Annotated in this window: 13 protein-coding genes and 1 pseudogene; 11 read left to right on the top strand and 3 right to left on the bottom strand. The window is 69.1% G+C overall.

Annotated features, from left to right (window positions below):
* Positions 1 to 79: 79 nt before the first annotated feature.
* Positions 80 to 2,530: an MFS transporter gene (locus OG936_RS30435; protein ID WP_406499045.1), complete on the bottom strand. Its 2,451-nt coding sequence runs from the start codon at positions 2,528 to 2,530 to the stop codon at positions 80 to 82.
* A gap of 187 nt (positions 2,531 to 2,717) precedes the next feature.
* Positions 2,718 to 3,161, bottom strand: a complete 444-nt coding sequence (locus OG936_RS30430) for an SRPBCC family protein (protein WP_384463227.1) — start codon at positions 3,159 to 3,161, stop codon at positions 2,718 to 2,720.
* A 628-nt stretch (positions 3,162 to 3,789) separates the two neighbouring features.
* Between OG936_RS30430 and OG936_RS30425 the strand changes: the two genes are divergently transcribed.
* Positions 3,790 to 5,403, top strand: a complete 1,614-nt coding sequence (locus OG936_RS30425; protein ID WP_406499043.1) for an alpha/beta hydrolase — start codon at positions 3,790 to 3,792, stop codon at positions 5,401 to 5,403.
* A gap of 67 nt (positions 5,404 to 5,470) precedes the next feature.
* Entirely contained in the window at positions 5,471 to 6,058 is a 588-nt protein-coding gene (locus tag OG936_RS30420; protein WP_406499041.1) for a GNAT family N-acetyltransferase, read from the top strand.
* On the opposite strand, the gene OG936_RS30415 is transcribed toward OG936_RS30420, so the two are convergent.
* A complete protein-coding gene (locus tag OG936_RS30415) occupies positions 6,030 to 6,665 on the bottom strand; it encodes an adenylosuccinate lyase (RefSeq protein WP_406499039.1) in 636 nt (211 codons plus the stop codon). The two genes, OG936_RS30420 and OG936_RS30415, sit on opposite strands and share 29 nt — an antisense overlap.
* A gap of 301 nt (positions 6,666 to 6,966) precedes the next feature.
* Here OG936_RS30415 and OG936_RS30410 point away from each other — a divergent pair, with 301 nt between their 5' ends.
* From OG936_RS30410 to OG936_RS30370, 9 genes and pseudogenes are all read left to right on the top strand, one after another.
* On the top strand, positions 6,967 to 8,748 hold the full coding sequence (locus OG936_RS30410) for a 3-hydroxyacyl-CoA dehydrogenase family protein (protein WP_406499037.1): 1,782 nt from the start codon (positions 6,967 to 6,969) through the stop codon (positions 8,746 to 8,748).
* Between the two features lie 91 nt (positions 8,749 to 8,839).
* Positions 8,840 to 9,655 carry a TetR family transcriptional regulator gene (locus tag OG936_RS30405; RefSeq protein ID WP_266749966.1) on the top strand — a complete coding sequence of 272 codons (816 nt, stop codon included), beginning with the start codon at positions 8,840 to 8,842 and terminating at the stop codon, positions 9,653 to 9,655.
* A pseudogene (locus OG936_RS30400) lies at positions 9,652 to 10,111 on the top strand (GNAT family N-acetyltransferase). Before OG936_RS30405 ends, OG936_RS30400 begins: the two are co-directional and overlap by 4 nt.
* A 359-nt stretch (positions 10,112 to 10,470) precedes the next feature.
* The gene (gene ccrA, locus OG936_RS30395; protein ID WP_383760091.1) at positions 10,471 to 11,880 is read left to right on the top strand and encodes a crotonyl-CoA carboxylase/reductase; all 1,410 of its coding nucleotides are present in this window, start codon (positions 10,471 to 10,473) and stop codon (positions 11,878 to 11,880) included.
* Position 11,881: 1 nt separating this feature from the next.
* Positions 11,882 to 13,894, top strand: coding sequence for a protein meaA (locus OG936_RS30390; protein ID WP_406499036.1), 2,013 nt, complete (start codon positions 11,882 to 11,884; stop codon positions 13,892 to 13,894).
* On the top strand, positions 13,891 to 14,853 hold the full coding sequence (locus OG936_RS30385; RefSeq protein ID WP_406499034.1) for an HpcH/HpaI aldolase/citrate lyase family protein: 963 nt from the start codon (positions 13,891 to 13,893) through the stop codon (positions 14,851 to 14,853). Before OG936_RS30390 ends, OG936_RS30385 begins: the two co-directional genes overlap by 4 nt.
* Positions 14,854 to 14,855: 2 nt before the next feature.
* Positions 14,856 to 15,383, top strand: coding sequence for a MaoC family dehydratase (locus tag OG936_RS30380; protein ID WP_406499032.1), 528 nt, complete (start codon positions 14,856 to 14,858; stop codon positions 15,381 to 15,383).
* A 2-nt stretch (positions 15,384 to 15,385) separates the two neighbouring features.
* Complete coding sequence (locus OG936_RS30375) at positions 15,386 to 16,591, top strand: acyl-CoA dehydrogenase family protein (protein ID WP_406499030.1); 1,206 nt, start codon at positions 15,386 to 15,388, stop codon at positions 16,589 to 16,591.
* A gap of 181 nt (positions 16,592 to 16,772) precedes the next feature.
* Entirely contained in the window at positions 16,773 to 17,420 is a 648-nt protein-coding gene (locus tag OG936_RS30370) for a phosphatidylserine decarboxylase (RefSeq protein WP_326768947.1), read from the top strand.
* Positions 17,421 to 17,439 lie beyond the last annotated feature (19 nt).

The following is a 17,439-nucleotide window of genomic DNA, read 5'->3' as shown; positions in this document are numbered from 1 at the left end:
CGCTGCAGGTGTCGAGGGCCCCGCTGCGGGGCCGGCCGGCCGGTGGTCAGGCCATCGGCCGGCCCGTTTCTCGCAACGGTCAGTCCGCGTGCCCCAGTTGGAGGTCGCGTTCGGTCCGTCCGCCACCCGCGACCTGGAGGACGGTGGCCACCGGCGGATACCCGGCCGCGATCACCGTGTACTCACCGGTGGACAGGTCGACGAACCGGAACGCGCCGTCGGGCCCGGTGGTCAGGGTGTCGACCACATTGCCCGCCGCGTCCAGGAGTGTGACCCGGGCGTCCTCGACGAGCCGGCCGCCGCTCGCCCGTACGACGCCGCGCAGCACCGCACCACCGGCGAGCTCGATGTCCTGCCGGGTCTCCCTGGCGGCCTGCACGCTCACCGGCAGGGCGGCGGGCCGGAAGGCGGGGGCGCTGGCGGCCAAGGTGTACTCGCCGGCCACCAACTCCGTGATCACATAGCCGCCTTCGCGGCCGCTGCGGGTGGACGCGACCACTTCGCCGCGCACATCGGTGAGGGTGACTGCGGCATCGCGCACCGGGATGCCGTCGGCGGTGACGACGCTCCCGGCGAGACGCCCGGCACCGCCGAGCACCACATCGAGTTCGACGGGCCGTTCGCCCACGGTGACGCTGACGGCCTGCGGCTGGTGACCGCCGGCCGCGGCGATGAGGACGTAACTGCCGGCGCCGGGCACGCTCAGCGCGTACCTCCCGTCGTCCCCGCTCGCGCCCCGTCCGACCTGCTGTCCCTGGACGTCGATGAGGGTGAGGGCGGCGCGCGGGACCTTCGTACCGTCGGGGTGCTGGACGCTGCCGCACACGGGCACGCCCGACAGGTACACGGGCGGCGGAGCGGCGGCGGTGGCACGGGCGGCGGGGATCGGTGCGGACTCGGCGGCGGATTCGGGGCTGTGGTGGGACACCAGCGGTTTCTCCTTGAGGAAGAAGGCGAAGAACAGGCCGAGCGCGAGCACCGGCACGAGGTAGAGGAAGATCCGCGGCATCGCGTCGGCGTACGCCTGGATGTAGCTGTCGCGCAGCGCGGGCTCCATGGCATGGACCAGCTGCGGGGTGATCGACTCGGGGTCGGGCAGATCGGCGCCGGACGGCAGACGGACCGCGAGCGCGTCGGCGAGGCGGCCGGCGAAGAGCGTCCCGAAGACGGCGGCGCCGACGCTGCCGCCGATCTGCCGGAAGTAGTTATTGGCGCTGGTGGCGGCGCCGAGATCGGCGGGCCGTACGGAGTTCTGCACGGCGAGCACGAGTACCGGCATGATCAGGCCGATCCCGATGCCGAGCACGGCCTGCGCGATGCTGTATTCGAACCGCGGCGTGCCGGTTTCGAGCCGGGAGAGCAGCCACATGCCGACCACCGAGACGGCGCCGCCGAGGATCGGATGGACGCGGTATCGGCCGGTACGGGAGATCAGCTGGCCGGAGACGACGGACGCGACGACGATGCCGCCCATCATCGGGAGCATCAGCAGCCCCGACTCGGTGGCCGTGGCGCCGTCGACCATCTGCAGGAACGTCGGCAGATAGCTGGCGGCGCCGAAGAGCGCGACCCCGACGACCGCGCCGACGAGCGCGGTGACATTGAAGATCGAGTCACGGAACAGCCGCAGCGGAATGATCGGTTCGGCTGCCCGGTGCTCGACGACGAGGAAGAGCAGGGCCGTTCCGACGGCCCCGGCGCCGAGCCCCAGGATGGTGCGCGATCCCCAGGCGTACTCCGTACCGCCCCAGCTGGTCAGCAGCACCAGGCAGGTGGAGGCGGTCGCGAGGAGCAGCGCGCCGAGGACGTCGAGGCGGGGGCGGACCGTGGGCCGGGGGAGTTTCAGGACGACGGTGATGACGGCGAGGGTGATCAGGCCGAACGGGACGTTGATGTAGAAGCACCAGCGCCAGGAGGCGTGGTCGGTGAAGAAGCCGCCGAGCAGCGGGCCGGCGACGGAGGCGAGGCCGAAGGCGGCGCCGATGAGCCCCATGAACCGGCCGCGTTCCCGGGGTGGCACGACATCCGCGATGATTGCCTGGACACCGATCATGAGTCCGCCGCCGCCGATGCCCTGGACGGCGCGGAAGGCGATCAGTTCGTCCATGGTGCGGGACCAGCCGGCCAGCGCGGAGCCGATGACGAAGACGACGATCGCGAACTGGAAGACGCTCTTGCGGCCGAAGAGGTCGCCGAGCTTTCCGTAGATCGGCAGCCCGATGGTGGAGGCGAGGAGGTACGCGGTGACGGCCCAGGACATCTTCTCCAGGCCGTGCAGCTCACCGACGATCTTCGGCAGTGCGGTGGCGACGATCATCTGATCGAGCGCCGCGAGCAGCAGCGTCAGCATCAGTCCCAGGAAGACCAGCCGGATGTGACGGGGGCTGGTCTCCGGCGCGGGGGACGGAGCGGCGGCGGCCTCCTTCTCGGCGGGGGACGGTGAGGGCTGCGGCATCGGCACCGTGGTCGCCGCCTCTGCGGCCCCCATGCCGCCCGGCTCGTCCTCCAACAGAGTGATCCCACCCACCACGTGCCGCTCCCCTCGTCGCATCTGCGCCGCCCATTTTTCGCATCGGGCGACGAGCAAGGGCAAACGCGACGGGGGCGCTGACGGCGCACTCGGGGGGGCTTATCCCCCGGTGAGAGCCACTACGGCGCACAACCGACGGGCCGAGAAGACCACCCGAACCGGTGAGGCCGGTCAAGAGAGCGTGGAGCTACTTCTCGACCTCGGTGGCGAGGTTCTGCAGCAGCTCGTCGTAGATCCGGCCGAGTCCCTTGGGGGCAAAGGTCTTCTCGAAGAATCCGCCGATGCCGCCGGCACCGTTCCAGACGGTCGACACGACCGCCTTCGACTTCCCCTCACCGGCCGGGGTGACGGTCCAGGTGGTGACCATGGAGGAGTTGCGGTCCTTCTCCACGAGCCGGCCGTCGGTGGGCTCGGTGACCTCCAGCAGGCAGTCGCGCACCCGCTTGCTGGTGGCCTGGAGCTTCCAGTGGACGAGGGTCCCCTCGCCGTCACCGCCCTCGCGCACCTCGTACTCGCTGAAGTGGCCGGTCAGCACCTTGCTCCGGGTCTCCGCGTAATCGGCCAGCGCGTCGAACACCGTCTCCGCATCCGCCGCGATGACTCGCTCTGTCGTGGCCTCGACCTGCGCCATGGCTGTTCCTCCAGCACTCGGTTGTTCCGGGTGTGCTGAGCCAACCACCTCCGGCACGCCACTCAAAATCCGGGCCGGGACGAAGGGGAGAAAACGATCCGGTGCTACCGAGGAGGCGTCCCTGCGCCGGGATAATCCGGTCGAGAACCCCGATATGGCCGGGAACAGCGCGCGGTTCACCGCCGACGCAGTGACCACGCACATCTGCACCCCGGCGCCCAGGAGTGGTACATGCGATGGCTCGGGCAGCGCCACCCCCATCCGGTGCGGCAGTACGAGCGGCTCTGCACCGAGGGCGCCCATGCGCCCCAGTGGTACCAGCGGCGCATCACACGGTACGTCCACGAGCCGGCGACCGAGTTCGGCATCGGCCCCTCGCGCCACGGCTCGGCCCGCCGGCTGCCCCTGCGTCAGGAGCGGCAGTCATCGCTCGACGGCTCCGAGCCGACTCAGCCGACCCTGTTCCGACCGTGCGGATGTGACATATCCGGGTCCGGGACCCGGCGCATCCGGAGCGTGCAAATGGGTCAACTCTCACAAGAACAGGTCCTTCCGGGCGTGAATGTGGGGAGCATGCGGCGGGGGCTGCACCCCGCGCAGCCGCGTTTCCCCCACCACGGGAGGCCATATGACGAAACGTCCAGGAATTCTGTTCGCCGTCGGTGCGACGGTCGCCGGTCTCGTGACCGCCGCACCGCCCCCGGCGATCGCCGACACCGGCACGCCGCGCACCGCGGCGCAGCTCACGTGGACCGACTGCGGTACCGAGTCGTACCCGAGGCTGCAGTGCTCATCGGTGAGCACTCCGCTCGATCATGACGATCCGTCGGGTCGGCAGATCACCCTCGCCCTGTCCCGGATCCCGCACACCTCGAAGACCTTCCAGGGCCCCCTGTTCGTCAACCCGGGCGGCCCCGGCGGCAGCGGCCTCTCGATGGCCGGGTTCGTCGCGTCCTCGCTGCCGAAGCCGATTGCCGCGCAGTACGACGTGATCGGCTTCGACCCGCGCGGCGTCGGGAAGAGCGAACCCGCGATGGACTGCGTACCGGGGTACTTCGCTCCACTGCGTCCCGACTCGGTGCCGGGCTCGCCCGCCGTGGAGGAGGCCAACCGGAACCGCGCCCGCTCGTTCGCGCAGGCATGCGGGGAGAGGTATCCGGATCTGCTGCCCCACATGGATACGGTCAGCGCCGCCAAGGACCTCGATGTCATCCGGCAGGCGGCCGGTTCCCAGCAGCTCAACTACTTCGGGTACTCCTACGGGACCTACCTCGGCGCGGTGTACGCCAAGCTGTTCCCGGAGCGGGTGCGGCGCCTGGTGCTCGACTCGAACGTGGACCCGGAGGGCGTCTGGTACGACGACAACATCGGCCAGAACTATGCCTTCGACGCCCGCCACAAGGCGTTCACCGCCTGGGTGGCGAAGCACGACAGCACGTACGGGCTCGGCAGCGACCCGGCAGCGGTCGAGCGTGCCTGGTATGCGATGCGTGACGCCGTCGAGGCTCACCCGGCGGGCGGAACGGTCGGGGCGAGCGAGGTCGAGGACACCTTCCTGCCGGGCGGCTACTACAACGGCTACTGGCCCTACCTGGCCGACGCGTTCGCGGCTTATGTGAACGACCACGACCAGGACTCGCTCGTGAAGGCATACAAGAAGTTCGGCGCGGTCGACGCGAAGGGCGACAACGGGTACTCGGTCTACTCGGCCGTGCAGTGCCGCGACGCCCAGTGGCCCCGCGACTGGAACACCTGGCGCAACAACAGCTGGAACGTCCAGGCCAAAGCGCCCTTCTTCACCTGGAACAACACCTGGTACAACGCCCCGTGCGCCGACTGGCCGGTGGAGCCGCTGAATCCGGTACGGGTCTCCAACAGCAGCCTGCCGCCGGTGCTGCTCTTCCAGGCCACCGAGGACGCGGCCACGCCGTACGAGGGCGGTGTCACGCTGCACCGCAAGCTGCGCGGCTCCAGCCTGGTGGTCGAGCAGGGCGGCGGAAACCACGGCATCACGCTGAGCGGCAACGACTGTCTGGACACCTATCTGGCGGACTATCTCGCCAAGGGCACCGTCCCGCGCGGCAACGGCAGCCACGCCGACGCGGACGCGGTCTGCGCGAAGTCCCCCGACCCGAATCCGCTGACCGGCAAGGCGGCGGCGAAGTCGGTCAAGTCGGTCCCGGGAGCGCAAGCCGGCAGCAGGGGCGGCATCCTGCACGGCCTGCTCGGTTTCCGCGGCTGACGGCTGCCGAACCAGGGCCGGACAAACCGGTACGGGCCATCCTGGCGCATGAGCCAGGATGGCCCGTATGACGATACGGACGACCCCGCCCCGCATGCCCGACGCCCGCGTGCGCGTGCGCGTGCGCGTGCGGGACATGACCGTCGACGACTGCGAGGCGGTCGCGAAGGTCCGGGTGCGCAGCTGGCAGGCCGCATACGCCGGGCTGATGCCGCAGTCCCATCTCGACGCCATGGACATCGCCGAGGACGCACGACGGCGCCGCGGATTCTTCGCCGAGGGCAACACGGTCGTGAATGTGGTGGCCGAGCGGCCGGGCGCCGGGGTGATCGGCTGGGCCTGTTACGGCCCGTACCGCGAGAACGACCGACGAACGGCGCGGGGCGAGCTGTACGCGATCTATGTGACGCCCGAGCAGATCGGGACCGGGGCCGGCCGCGCCCTGATGACGGAGATACTCAACCGTGCCGCCGCGGACGGCTTCCCGGACCTGGTGCTGTGGGTCCTGAAGGAGAACGCCCCGGCCCGGCGCTTCTACGAGCGTGCCGGTTTCCTCCCCGACGGCGCCGAGGAGCCCTTCGAGGTGGACGGCGTACTCGTGCCCGAGCTGCGCTACGTACGCGCTCTCAGGCCTCCGGCCTCCGCAGCCGGCTGAGCGCGTCCCGCGCCGCGGCGCCCAGTCGCGGGTGCGGCACCACCGCCTCCAGGAGCGGGCGGGCCCGTTCGTCCCCTAGTTGCCCGAGCCCCTCCACGCAGGCGAGCGCCACCCGCCAGTGCGGATCGCCGGGGACCAGCAGCCGCTCCAGGGTGCTCATCAGCGCCGGTACGGACTCCGGGGCCCGCAGCGCGGTAAGGAGCCGTACCGGATGCAGGGCATACGCGGTGCGCAGGGTGTTGGTCGCCAGGGCGGCGGCTGCCCGCGGGGTGCGGGGGTCGCCGAGGCGCACCAGGGCGTGGGCTGCGCAGACGCAGCGCTCGGGGTCACGGTGGTTGAGCAGCAGGACCAGCGCCTCGAAGGCCCGTCGGTCTCCGGCGCAGCCGAGCCGGAACGCGGCGATCTCCCTTGCCCAGAGTGGGCGTTCGCGTTCCACGAGGACGCGGGCCAGTTCCTCGTCGTCGTCGGTGGCGAGCAGTCTGCGGTACGCCGCCGACTCCCCCGCCTCGTCAGCCAGCCGGTCCGTCAGTGACCGGAACTCCTCGTCCATGACCGTCAGCGTATCGACGGGAACTCTGCGTATCGAGAGCCGGGGTGAATGTGGCATGGCCCACAACTGTGCAGGGCTGGCGCGCTCGTTACCCACCGGTTAATCTCATGTGAGCGGGACACACTCCCCGCCGGCTCCGGTGGCCTGGTGACGCAGCCATTCGGAGTGCTTGTCGGTTCGGCAGCTTTGCGAGACGTGACTCCGGGACAGAGTCCGTCGCCCCTTCCCGGTCCGGGCGCGCCCAGCGTTCCCCGGCCCTGAGCACCACGACATGCAATTCCCGCACGCGTTGCGCCGGTTCGCCCTTCAGCGCACGCCGTGCTCCTCACAGCCGTCACTCATTCTCTGGAGTCCCGTGATGGACACCCCGCTCAGCACCATTGCCGTCGTCGGTCTCGGCACCATGGGCACCGGCATCGCCGAGGTCCTCGCCCGCGCCGGCCACGAGGTCATCGGTATCGACATCAGCGAGGCGGCCGCCCGTCAGGCCGTCGCCGCCCTGGAAGCCGCGACCGCCCGCGCCGTGCGGCGCGAGCGGATCACGGAGGAGGAGCGGAGCGACGCCCTCGCCCGGTTCCGTACCTTCGTGGACCTTCGGGCCGCCGCGGAGGCCGAGCTGGTCATCGAGGTCGTGCCCGAGTCGTACGAGATCAAGCAGCAGGTCTTCCGGGAGCTCGACACCATCGTCTCCCCCACGGCGATCCTGGCGACCGGCACCAACGCCCTGTCGGTGACCCGGCTGGCCGCCGAGTCGCTGCGCCCCGAGCGCGTGCTCGGCCTGCACTTCTTCAACCCGGCGCCCGCGATGAAGCTGGTCGAGGTGGTCTCCTCGGTGCTGACCGCGCCGCCGGCCGTCGAGGCGGTCACCGCGCTCGCCCGCAGCCTGGGCAAGGAACCGGTCGCGGTCGGCGACCGGCCGGGTTTCGTCGCCGACGGGCTGCTGTTCGGGTACCTCAACCAGGCCGCCGCGATGTACGAGGCGAACTACGCCTCCCGTGAGGACATCGACGCGGCGATGAAGCTGGGCTGCGGCCTGCCGATGGGCCCGCTCGCCCTGCTCGACCTGATCGGCATCGACACGGCCCGAACCGTCCTGGAGGCGATGTACTCCGCGTCGCAGGACCGGCTGCATGCCCCGGCCCCCGTGCTCAGGCAGCTCAGCGAGGCGGGGCTGACCGGCCGCAAGTCGGGCCGCGGCTTCTACACGTACGCGGAGTCCGGCAGCCAGACCGTGGTGCCGGACGCGCTCACCCCGCAGGACAGCGCGTCCGCGGTGGCCGGGCGCACGGTGGGGTCGGTGGGTGTCGCGGGCTCGGGGACGATGGCCTCGGGGATCGCCGAGGTCTTCGCGAAGGCCGGCTACGACGTGGTGCTCGCCGCCCGCAGCCAGGAGAAGGCGGACGCGGCCAAGGGCCGGATCGCCACGTCCCTGGAGCGTTCCGTCACCAAGGGGCGGCTGACCGCCGAGGCCCGGGACGAGGCCCTGGGCCGGATCACCGCGGCCGGTTCGCCGGACGCCTTCGCCGACGTCGATCTCGCGGTCGAGGCGGTCGCCGAGGACCTGGCGGTCAAGCAGCAGCTGTTCGGGATGCTGGACAAGGTCTGCAAGCCGGGAGCGGTACTCGCCACCACCACTTCCTCGCTGCCGGTCGTGGCGATCGCGCGGGCCACCTCACGTCCGCAGGACGTCGTCGGGATGCACTTCTTCAACCCGGCGCCCGCGATGAAGCTGGTCGAGGTGGTCCGCACGGTACTCACCGGGGACGACGTCCACGCCACCGTCCGCGAGGTGTGCCTCAAGGTCCGCAAGCACCCGGTGGACTGCGGGGACCGGGCCGGCTTCATCGTGAACGCGCTGCTGTTCCCGTACCTCAACAACGCGATCAAGATGGTCGAGGAGCACTACGCGAGCCTCGACGACATCGACGCCGCGATGAAGCTGGGCGGCGGCTATCCGATGGGCCCGTTCGAACTCCTCGACGTCGTCGGACTCGATGTCTCGCTCGCCATCGAGAAGGTGCTGCACGGCGAGTTCCGCGACCCGGGCCTGGCCCCGGCGCCGCTGCTGGAGCATCTGGTGGCCGCCGGCTGCCTCGGCCGCAAGACGGGGCGCGGCTTTCGCGAATATGCCCGGCGCTGAGCCCGGGGCCGGGTGGGGAGGGCTGCTCGATCCGTCGGGCGGCCCGCCCCCACAGGCGCGTTCCCCTGCACCGATGCAGTACGTTCACACCATGTCCCAGCCCGCCAGGTCCCCCCGTGTCTCCGCCGCGCCCGACCCCCAGGAGAGTGCCGCAGGCACCCGCGCCGCAGCCCAACGGCTCAAAATGCGCCGTGAACTGGCCGCCGCGGCGATGGAACTCTTCGCCACGAAGGGGTACGAGGCGACGACCGTCGACGAGATCGCGGGCGCCGCCGGGGTCGCCCGGCGGACCTTCTTCCGGCACTTCCGCTCCAAGGAAGAGGCGATCTTCCCGGACCACGACGACACCCTCGTCAGGGCCGAGGCCGTCCTCAATGCCGCCCCCGCGCACGAGCACCCCCTCGACACCGTCTGCCGCGGCATCAAGGAAGTCATGAAGATGTACGCGGCGAAGCCCGCGGTCTCCGTGGCCCGCTACAAGCTGACCCGTGAGGTCCCGACCCTGCGCGAGGCGGAGATCGCCTCGGTGGCCCGCTACGAGCGGCTGTTCACACGCTATCTGCTGGGCCATTTCGACGAGCGCGACCACCACGTCGGCAACGACGACCCGCTGCTCGCGGAGGTCGCCGCGTCCGCCGTCGTCACCGCGCACAACCACGTGCTGCGCCGCTGGCTGCGGGCAAACGGCGAGGGCGATGTGGAGGCCCAGCTCGACCACGCGTTCTCGATCGTCCGCGACACGTTCGGGACCGGCATCGGCGCGGGCCGGATCGCGGGCGCCGAACCGGCGAAGCAGCCGGCCGCTTCGGTGACGTCCCAGGGCGAGGTGCTGGTCGCGGTGGCGCGGACGGACGCGCCCCTCGACGAAGTGATGCGCACGATCCAGCAGGCGCTCAAGGACCGCTGACCGGGGCGGGGACAGGTCCCCGCCCCGGAAACCGGGTTGCCGCGCCCCGCTGCTCCAGTGTGCGGGTCGAACGCGCCGGGGACGTCGTACGGCAGGTCGGCACGGCCGATGACTGGAACGGCGTCGTCTGGTCGGCCCCGGACCTGGATCCCGTCCGGGCGGACGCCGCGATCGCGGCTCAGGTCGCGCACTGCACGGCTCTCGGTGAGCGCGGCACGGATGGAACTGCACCCCGGCTCCGGCTTCGCGGGGCTGTGGGGCGGCGGGACGGTCCCCGCATGGCGCGGGAAGGGAATCTACCGGGCCCTGGTCGCCCACCGCGCCCGGAGCGCGGCGGAGGGCGGCTACCGCTACCTTCAGGTCGACGCCTCCGACCAGAGCCGCCCGATCCTCCAGCGCCTCGGATTCCTCGCCCTGAGCACCACGACTCCGTACGAGTACCGGCCCTCGCGCTGACCACTCCCGGCAGGACAGAACCGCGCAAAACACCGCCCCTCCTGCTCATGCGCGACCGGCGGATGACAAGCGAGAGAAAATGTTGGCACCGAGTGCCTTGCCAGGTGTCACGGAGTGCCATACGTTGAAGTAGTCCGGGCGGCCGGCGTGCTGCGAACTCACGTACGCCGGCTGTCCCCGCAAGCCAAGTGCCTGCGCGCCCGGACGCCTGCGTCACAGGCAAACCCTTCTGCTCCACAGAGCAAGCCGAAGCCGTACCAGCCGAACCGACGGCAGCACCTCCACACCACACAGCTCCCCCGCTGCTCGCAGGGACCCTCAAACGCTCCCTCAGCGCCCCCATCCGCCGGAGGCACACCGTGAAGGAAATCCTGGACGCGATCCAATCGCAGGACACTACGGCCGCTGACTTCGCGGCCCTGTCCATCCCCGAGTCGTACCGCGCGGTGACCGTGCACAAGGACGAGACGGAGATGTTCGCCGGGCTCGCCACCCGTGACAAGGACCCCCGCAAGTCGCTGCATCTGGACGAGGTCCCGGTGCCCGAACTCGGCCCCGGCGAGGCACTGGTCGCCGTCATGGCGAGTTCGGTGAACTACAACTCCGTCTGGACCTCGATCTTCGAGCCGATGGCCACCTTCGGCTTCCTGGAGCGCTACGGCAAGCTCAGCGAGCTCACCAGGCGCCACGACCTGCCGTACCACATCATCGGCTCCGACCTGGCGGGCGTCGTGCTGCGTACCGGCCCCGGCGTCAACGCCTGGAAGCCCGGCGACGAGGTCGTCGCACACTGCCTCTCGGTCGAACTGGAGTCCTCGGACGGCCACAACGACACGATGCTCGACCCCGAGCAGCGCATCTGGGGCTTCGAGACCAACTTCGGCGGTCTGGCGGAGATCGCGCTTGTCAAGTCCAACCAGCTGATGCCGAAGCCGCAGCACCTCAGCTGGGAGGAGGCCGCCGCTCCGGGCCTGGTCAACTCCACCGCGTACCGCCAGCTCGTCTCGCGCAACGGCGCCGGCATGAAGCAGGGCGACAATGTGCTGATCTGGGGCGCCAGCGGCGGACTCGGTTCGTACGCCACGCAGTTCGCGCTGGCCGGTGGCGCCAACCCGATCTGCATCGTCTCCAGCGGGCAGAAGGCGGACATCTGCCGGAAGATGGGCGCCGAGGCGATCATCGACCGCAACGCCGAGGGCTACAAGTTCTGGAAGGACGAGCACAACCAGGACCCGCGCGAGTGGAAGCGGTTCGGCAAGCGCATCCGCGAACTGACCGGCGGCGAGGACGTGGACATCGTCTTCGAGCATCCGGGCCGCGAGACGTTCGGCGCCTCGGTGTACGTGACCCGCAAGGGCGGCACGATCGTCACCTGCGCGTCGACGTCCGGCTACAACCACGAGTACGACAACCGCTACCTGTGGATGTCGCTCAAGAAGATCGTGGGCTCGCACTTCGCCAACTACCGCGAGGCGTGGGAGGCCAACCGCCTGGTGGCGAAGGGCAAGATCCACCCGACGCTGTCGAAGGTCTACTCCCTGGAGGAGACCGGCCAGGCCGCGTACGACGTCCACCGCAACCTCCACCAGGGCAAGGTCGGCGTGCTCGCACTCGCCCCCCGCGAGGGTCTGGGGGTGCGCGACGAGGAGCTGCGCGAGCAGCACATCGACGCCATCAACCTGTTCCGGGACGCGTCAGCGGAGCGGACCGACAAACACAGCCGGGACGCGTCAGCGGAGCGGACCGACAAGCACAGCCGGGACGTCTGACATGAGTGGCCGTCAGAAGGACCGTCCGTGGCTCATGCGGACGTACGCCGGTCATTCGACCGCCGAGGCGTCCAACGAGCTCTACCGGCGCAACCTCGCCAAGGGCCAGACCGGCCTGTCCGTCGCCTTCGACCTGCCGACGCAGACCGGCTACGACCCCGACCACGTCCTGGCCCGCGGCGAGGTCGGCCGGGTCGGCGTGCCCGTGTCGCACCTCGGTGACATGCGCCGGTTGTTCCAGGACATCCCCCTGGAGCAGATGAACACCTCGATGACGATCAACGCCACCGCAATGTGGCTGCTGGCGCTCTACCAGGTGGTCGCCGAGGAGCAGGGCGCCGATCCCACGAAACTCCAGGGCACCACACAGAACGACATCGTCAAGGAGTACCTCTCGCGCGGGACGCATGTCTTCCCGCCCGGCCCCTCGCTCCGGCTGACCACCGACATGATCACGTACACGGTCAACCGCATCCCGAAGTGGAACCCGATCAACATCTGCAGCTACCACCTGCAGGAGGCGGGAGCCACTCCGGTCCAGGAGATCGCGTACGCCATGTCGACGGCCATCGCGGTCCTGGACGCCGTACGGGAATCCGGCCAGGTGCCCGAGGAGAAGTTCGGCGATGTGGTCGCACGGATCTCCTTCTTCGTGAACGCGGGCGTCCGCTTCATCGAGGAGATGTGCAAGATGCGCGCCTTCGGCCGCATCTGGGACCAGGTCACCCGCGAGCGGTACGGCGTCACCGACGCCAAGCAGCGCCGCTTCCGCTACGGCGTCCAGGTCAACTCGCTCGGTCTGACCGAGGCGCAGCCGGAGAACAACGTCCAGCGCATCGTCCTGGAGATGCTGGCCGTCACCCTGTCCAAGGACGCCCGGGCACGGGCCGTGCAGCTGCCCGCCTGGAACGAGGCGCTGGGGCTCCCCCGGCCCTGGGACCAGCAGTGGTCGCTCCGTATCCAGCAGGTCCTCGCGCACGAGAGCGATCTGCTGGAGTACGAGGACATCTTCGCCGGCTCGCATGTCGTCGAGGTCAAGGTGGACGAGCTGGTCACGGAGTCGCTCGCCGAGATCGGCCGGATCCAGGAGATGGGCGGCGCCATGGCGGCCGTCGAGTCCGGCTATCTGAAGTCCGAGCTGGTCTCCTCGCACGCGGCCCGCCGGGCCCGGATCGAAGGCGGCGAGGAGAAGATCGTCGGCGTCAACATCTACGAGACGACGGAATCGAATCCGCTCACCGCGGACCTCGACGGGGCGATCATGACCGTCGATCCCGCCAATGAGGCCAGGGTCGTCACGGCCCTGGCCGAGTGGTGCGACAACCGCGACGAGGCCCGTGCCACCGATGCGCTGGCCGCGCTGAAGAAGGCCGCCGCGGGCACCGAGAACCTGATGGAAGCGACCGTGGAGTGTGCCCGCGCGGGTGTCACCACGGGCGAGTGGTCCTGGGCGCTGCGCGATGTCTTCGGCGAGTTCCGGGCTCCGACGGGCGTCTCGTCGGCGCCGGTCGCGGTGACCGCCGAGGCCGGCACACCGCTCGCTCTGGTCCGCGAGAAGGTCGCCCGGACCGCGGCCGACCTGGGCGCCGGGCGGCTGCGGCTGCTGGTCGGCAAGCCGGGCCTGGACGGGCACTCCAACGGCGCCGAGCAGATCGCCGTACGGGCCCGCGACGCCGGCTTCGAGGTGGTGTACCAGGGGATCAGGCTGACCCCCGAGCAGATCGTCTCGGCCGCCATTGCCGAGGACGTGCACTGCGTCGGCCTGTCGATCCTGTCCGGTTCGCACGCCGAACTCGTCCCCGACGTACTCACCCGCCTGCGCGAGGCGGGCGCCTGCGACATCCCGGTGATCGCGGGCGGGATCATTCCGCCCGCCGATGCCGCGGCCCTGATCGGTGCCGGTGTCGCCGCCGTATTCACCCCGAAGGATTTCGGTATCACGGAGATCATCGGCCGTATCGTCGACGAGATCCGGAAAGCGAACAAGCTCGACCCTCTGGAGGTCCCCGCATGACTGCCGCCAACCGCCTGCGTCCGCGCCGCTCGTGCCTGGCCGTGCCCGGCTCGAACCCGCGGTTCCTGGAGAAGGCCCAGGGCCTCCCGGCCGACCAGGTCTTCCTCGACCTGGAGGACGCCTGCGCGCCGCTCGCCAAGGAGGGCGCCCGGCACACGATCGTCGACGCGCTGAACAACGGCGACTGGACGGGCAAGACCCGGGTCGTGCGGGTCAACGACTGGACGACGCACTGGACGTACCGCGATGTCATCACGGTCGTCGAGGGCGCCGGCCAGAACCTCGACTGCATCATGCTGCCGAAGGTCCAGGACGCCCAGCAGGTGGTCGCCCTGGACCTGCTGCTGACCCAGATCGAGAAGACGATGGGCTTCGAGGTCGGCAGGATCGGCATCGAGGCGCAGATCGAGAACGCCAAGGGCCTGGTGAACATCGACGACATCGCCGCCGCCTCGCCCCGCCTGGAGACGCTGATCTTCGGACCGGCCGACTTCATGGCGTCGATCAACATGAAGACCCTGGTCGTCGGTCAGCAGCCGCCCGGGTACGGCGCGGACGCGTACCACTACATCCTGATGCGCATTCTGATGGCGGCCCGTACGCACGACCTCCAGGCGATCGACGGCCCCTTCCTGCAGATCCGCGACGTGGACGCGTACCGCGAGGTCGCGGGCCGTGCGGCGGCGCTGGGCTTCGACGGCAAGTGGGTGCTGCACCCCGGTCAGGTCGACGCGGCCAACGAGGTGTTCTCGCCCACGCAGGAAGACTACGACCACGCCGAGCTGATCCTCGACGCGTACGACTGGTGCACCTCCGAGGAGGGCGGCAAGAAGGGCTCGGCGATGCTCGGCGACGAGATGATCGACGAGGCGAGCCGCAAGATGGCCCTCGTCGTCGCGGGCAAGGGCCGCGCCGCCGGCATGCAGCGCACCTCCAAGTTCGAAGCACCGGAGGCCTGATCATGCAGTTCGGACGCACCTATGAGGAGTTCGAGGTCGGTGCAATTTACAAGCACTGGCCCGGGAAGACGGTCACGGAGTACGACGACCATCTCTTCTGCCTGCTGACCATGAATCACCACCCGCTGCACATGGACAGCAACTACGCGGAGAAGACCACCGATTTCGGCAAGAACGTTGTAGTTGGCAACTACATCTACTCGTTGCTGCTCGGCATGTCCGTGCCGGACGTCTCCGGAAAGGCGATCGCCAACCTGGAGGTCGAGTCGCTGAAGCACGTCGCGCCGACGTTCCACGGCGACACGATCTACGGCGAGACGACCGTCCTCGACAAGACTCCGTCAAAATCCAAGAGCGACCGGGGAATCGTCCATGTCGAGACCAAGGGCTACAAGCAGGACGGAACGCTCGTCTGCGTGTTCCGCCGCAAGGTGATGGTCCCCACCAAGACGTACATCAAGGAGCGCGGCGGGGAGCAGCCCGGCCGTCCCGAGCTGAACCAGCCTTCGCAGAAGAACGTGGAGAAGTAGCCATGACGCGACTCGCCCAGACCGCCGGCCTCAATGATGTCCAGCAGGAAATCCTCTCCACGGTCCGGGATTTCGTCGACAAGGAGATCATTCCGGTCGCGACCCGACTGGAGCATCGTGACGAGTACCCGACGGAGATCGTCGAGGGGCTCAAGGAGCTCGGCCTGTTCGGCCTGATGATTCCCGAGGAGTACGGGGGACTGGGTGAGTCGCTTCTCACATATGCGCTGTGCGTGGAGGAAATCGCACGCGGCTGGATGAGCGTGTCGGGAATCATCAATACGCACTTCATCGTGGCGTACATGCTCAAGCAGCACGGCACCCAGGAACAGAAGGACACGTTCCTGCCGCGGATGGCGCTGGGCGAGGTCCGGGGCGCCTTCTCGATGTCCGAGCCGGCGCTGGGCTCGGACGTCTCGGCCATCACGTCCAAGGGCGTCAGGGACGGCGAGGAGTACGTCCTGAACGGCCAGAAGATGTGGCTGACGAACGGTGGTACGTCCTCGCTCGTCGCCGTCCTGTGCCGCAGTGACGAAGGCCACCCCGAGGGGACCGCTCCGCACAAGTCGATGACGACGTTCCTGGTGGAGAAGGAGCCCGGATTCGGTGAGGTTCTGCCCGGCCTCACCATTCCCGGCAAAATCGACAAAATGGGCTATAAGGGCGTGGATACGACCGAACTCATCATGGACGGCCTACGTATTCCAGCCAATCGCGTACTGGGCGGCACCACCGGTCGCGGGTTTTACCAAATGATGGACGGCGTCGAGGTCGGCCGGGTAAATGTGGCCGCGCGTGGCTGCGGCGTCGCTCAGCGTGCATTCGAACTGGGCATTTCCTATGCCCAGCAGCGCCAGACCTTCGGAAAGCCGATCGCCCAGCACCAGGCGATCCAGTTCAAGCTGGCCGAAATGGCCACCAAGGTCGAGGCCGCCCATGCGATGATGGTAAATGCAGCACGCAAAAAGGACTCCGGGGAACGAAATGATCTGGAGGCAGGGATGGCGAAGTACCTCGCCTCCGAGTACTGCAAGGAAGTCGTAGAGGACGCCTTCCGGATCCACGGCGGCTACGGCTTCTCCAAGGAGTACGAGATCGAGCGCCTCTACCGGGAGGCCCCGATGCTGTTGATCGGTGAAGGTACCGCCGAGATCCAGAAAATGATCATTGGGCGCCGACTCCTGGAGGAGTACCGGATCCAGGGTTGATTGCCCCTTTCGTGCCAATTTGGCCGCGAAGAAGATCACACCCTGTCATCCTCGGCCGGTGCCTTCAAGCCGTCCGACTCGGCTGCTGGCTTGCCCAGTTGCGGCCGGCAACCGCTAACATCGCCGGAAAAGCCGCCGTCCCCCGTTGCCAGCGCGGCATCATCCGCTACGAAGGTCATCCATGCCCGACAGCCAAACCTCTGCACCCCGCGGCGGAGTCCGCCTTGCGCGCGGAGCTTCGCCGTGGCTCCTGCCGACCGTCGCCACCGCGGCACTCAGCCTCGCCCGGGCCCGCAAGTCCGGACGCTGGGCGGCGGTGGCCGTGCCCACCACCGCGCTCGCGGCAGGCATGCTGTGGTTCTTCCGCGACCCCGAGCGCGAGATCGCCCAGGGCCGGGTCATCTCGCCGGCCGACGGTGTGGTGCAGAGCATCATGCCGTGGAAGGACGGGCGTACCCGCGTCGCGATCTTCATGAGCCCGCTGAATGTCCACGTCAACCGTGCGCCTCTGGCCGGCACGGTGACCTCGGTCGAGCACGTCCCCGGTGGGTTCGTTCCGGCGTTCAACAAGGAGAGCGAGAACAACGAGCGCGTTGTCTGGCACTTCGACACCGAACTCGGCGACATCGAGATGGTGCAGATCGCGGGTGCGGTCGCACGTCGTATCGTCCCCTACATCCCGCAGGGCACGAAGGTGGAGCAGGGCGAGCGGATCGGCCTGATCCGCTTCGGCTCCCGGGTCGACATCTACCTTCCGGAAGGTATCGATGTCGCGGTCGAGGTCGGCCAGGCCACCACCGCGGGGGTGACTCGAATTGACCGTGATTGATCCTGAGACCCAGGCAGGC

The organism is Streptomyces sp. NBC_00846, assembly GCF_045207325.1.
In the GTDB taxonomy this organism is placed as follows: domain Bacteria; phylum Actinomycetota; class Actinomycetes; order Streptomycetales; family Streptomycetaceae; genus Streptomyces.
The sequence above is the reverse complement of the archived record's forward strand: the minus strand, read 5'-3'. Positions and strand labels throughout refer to the sequence as shown.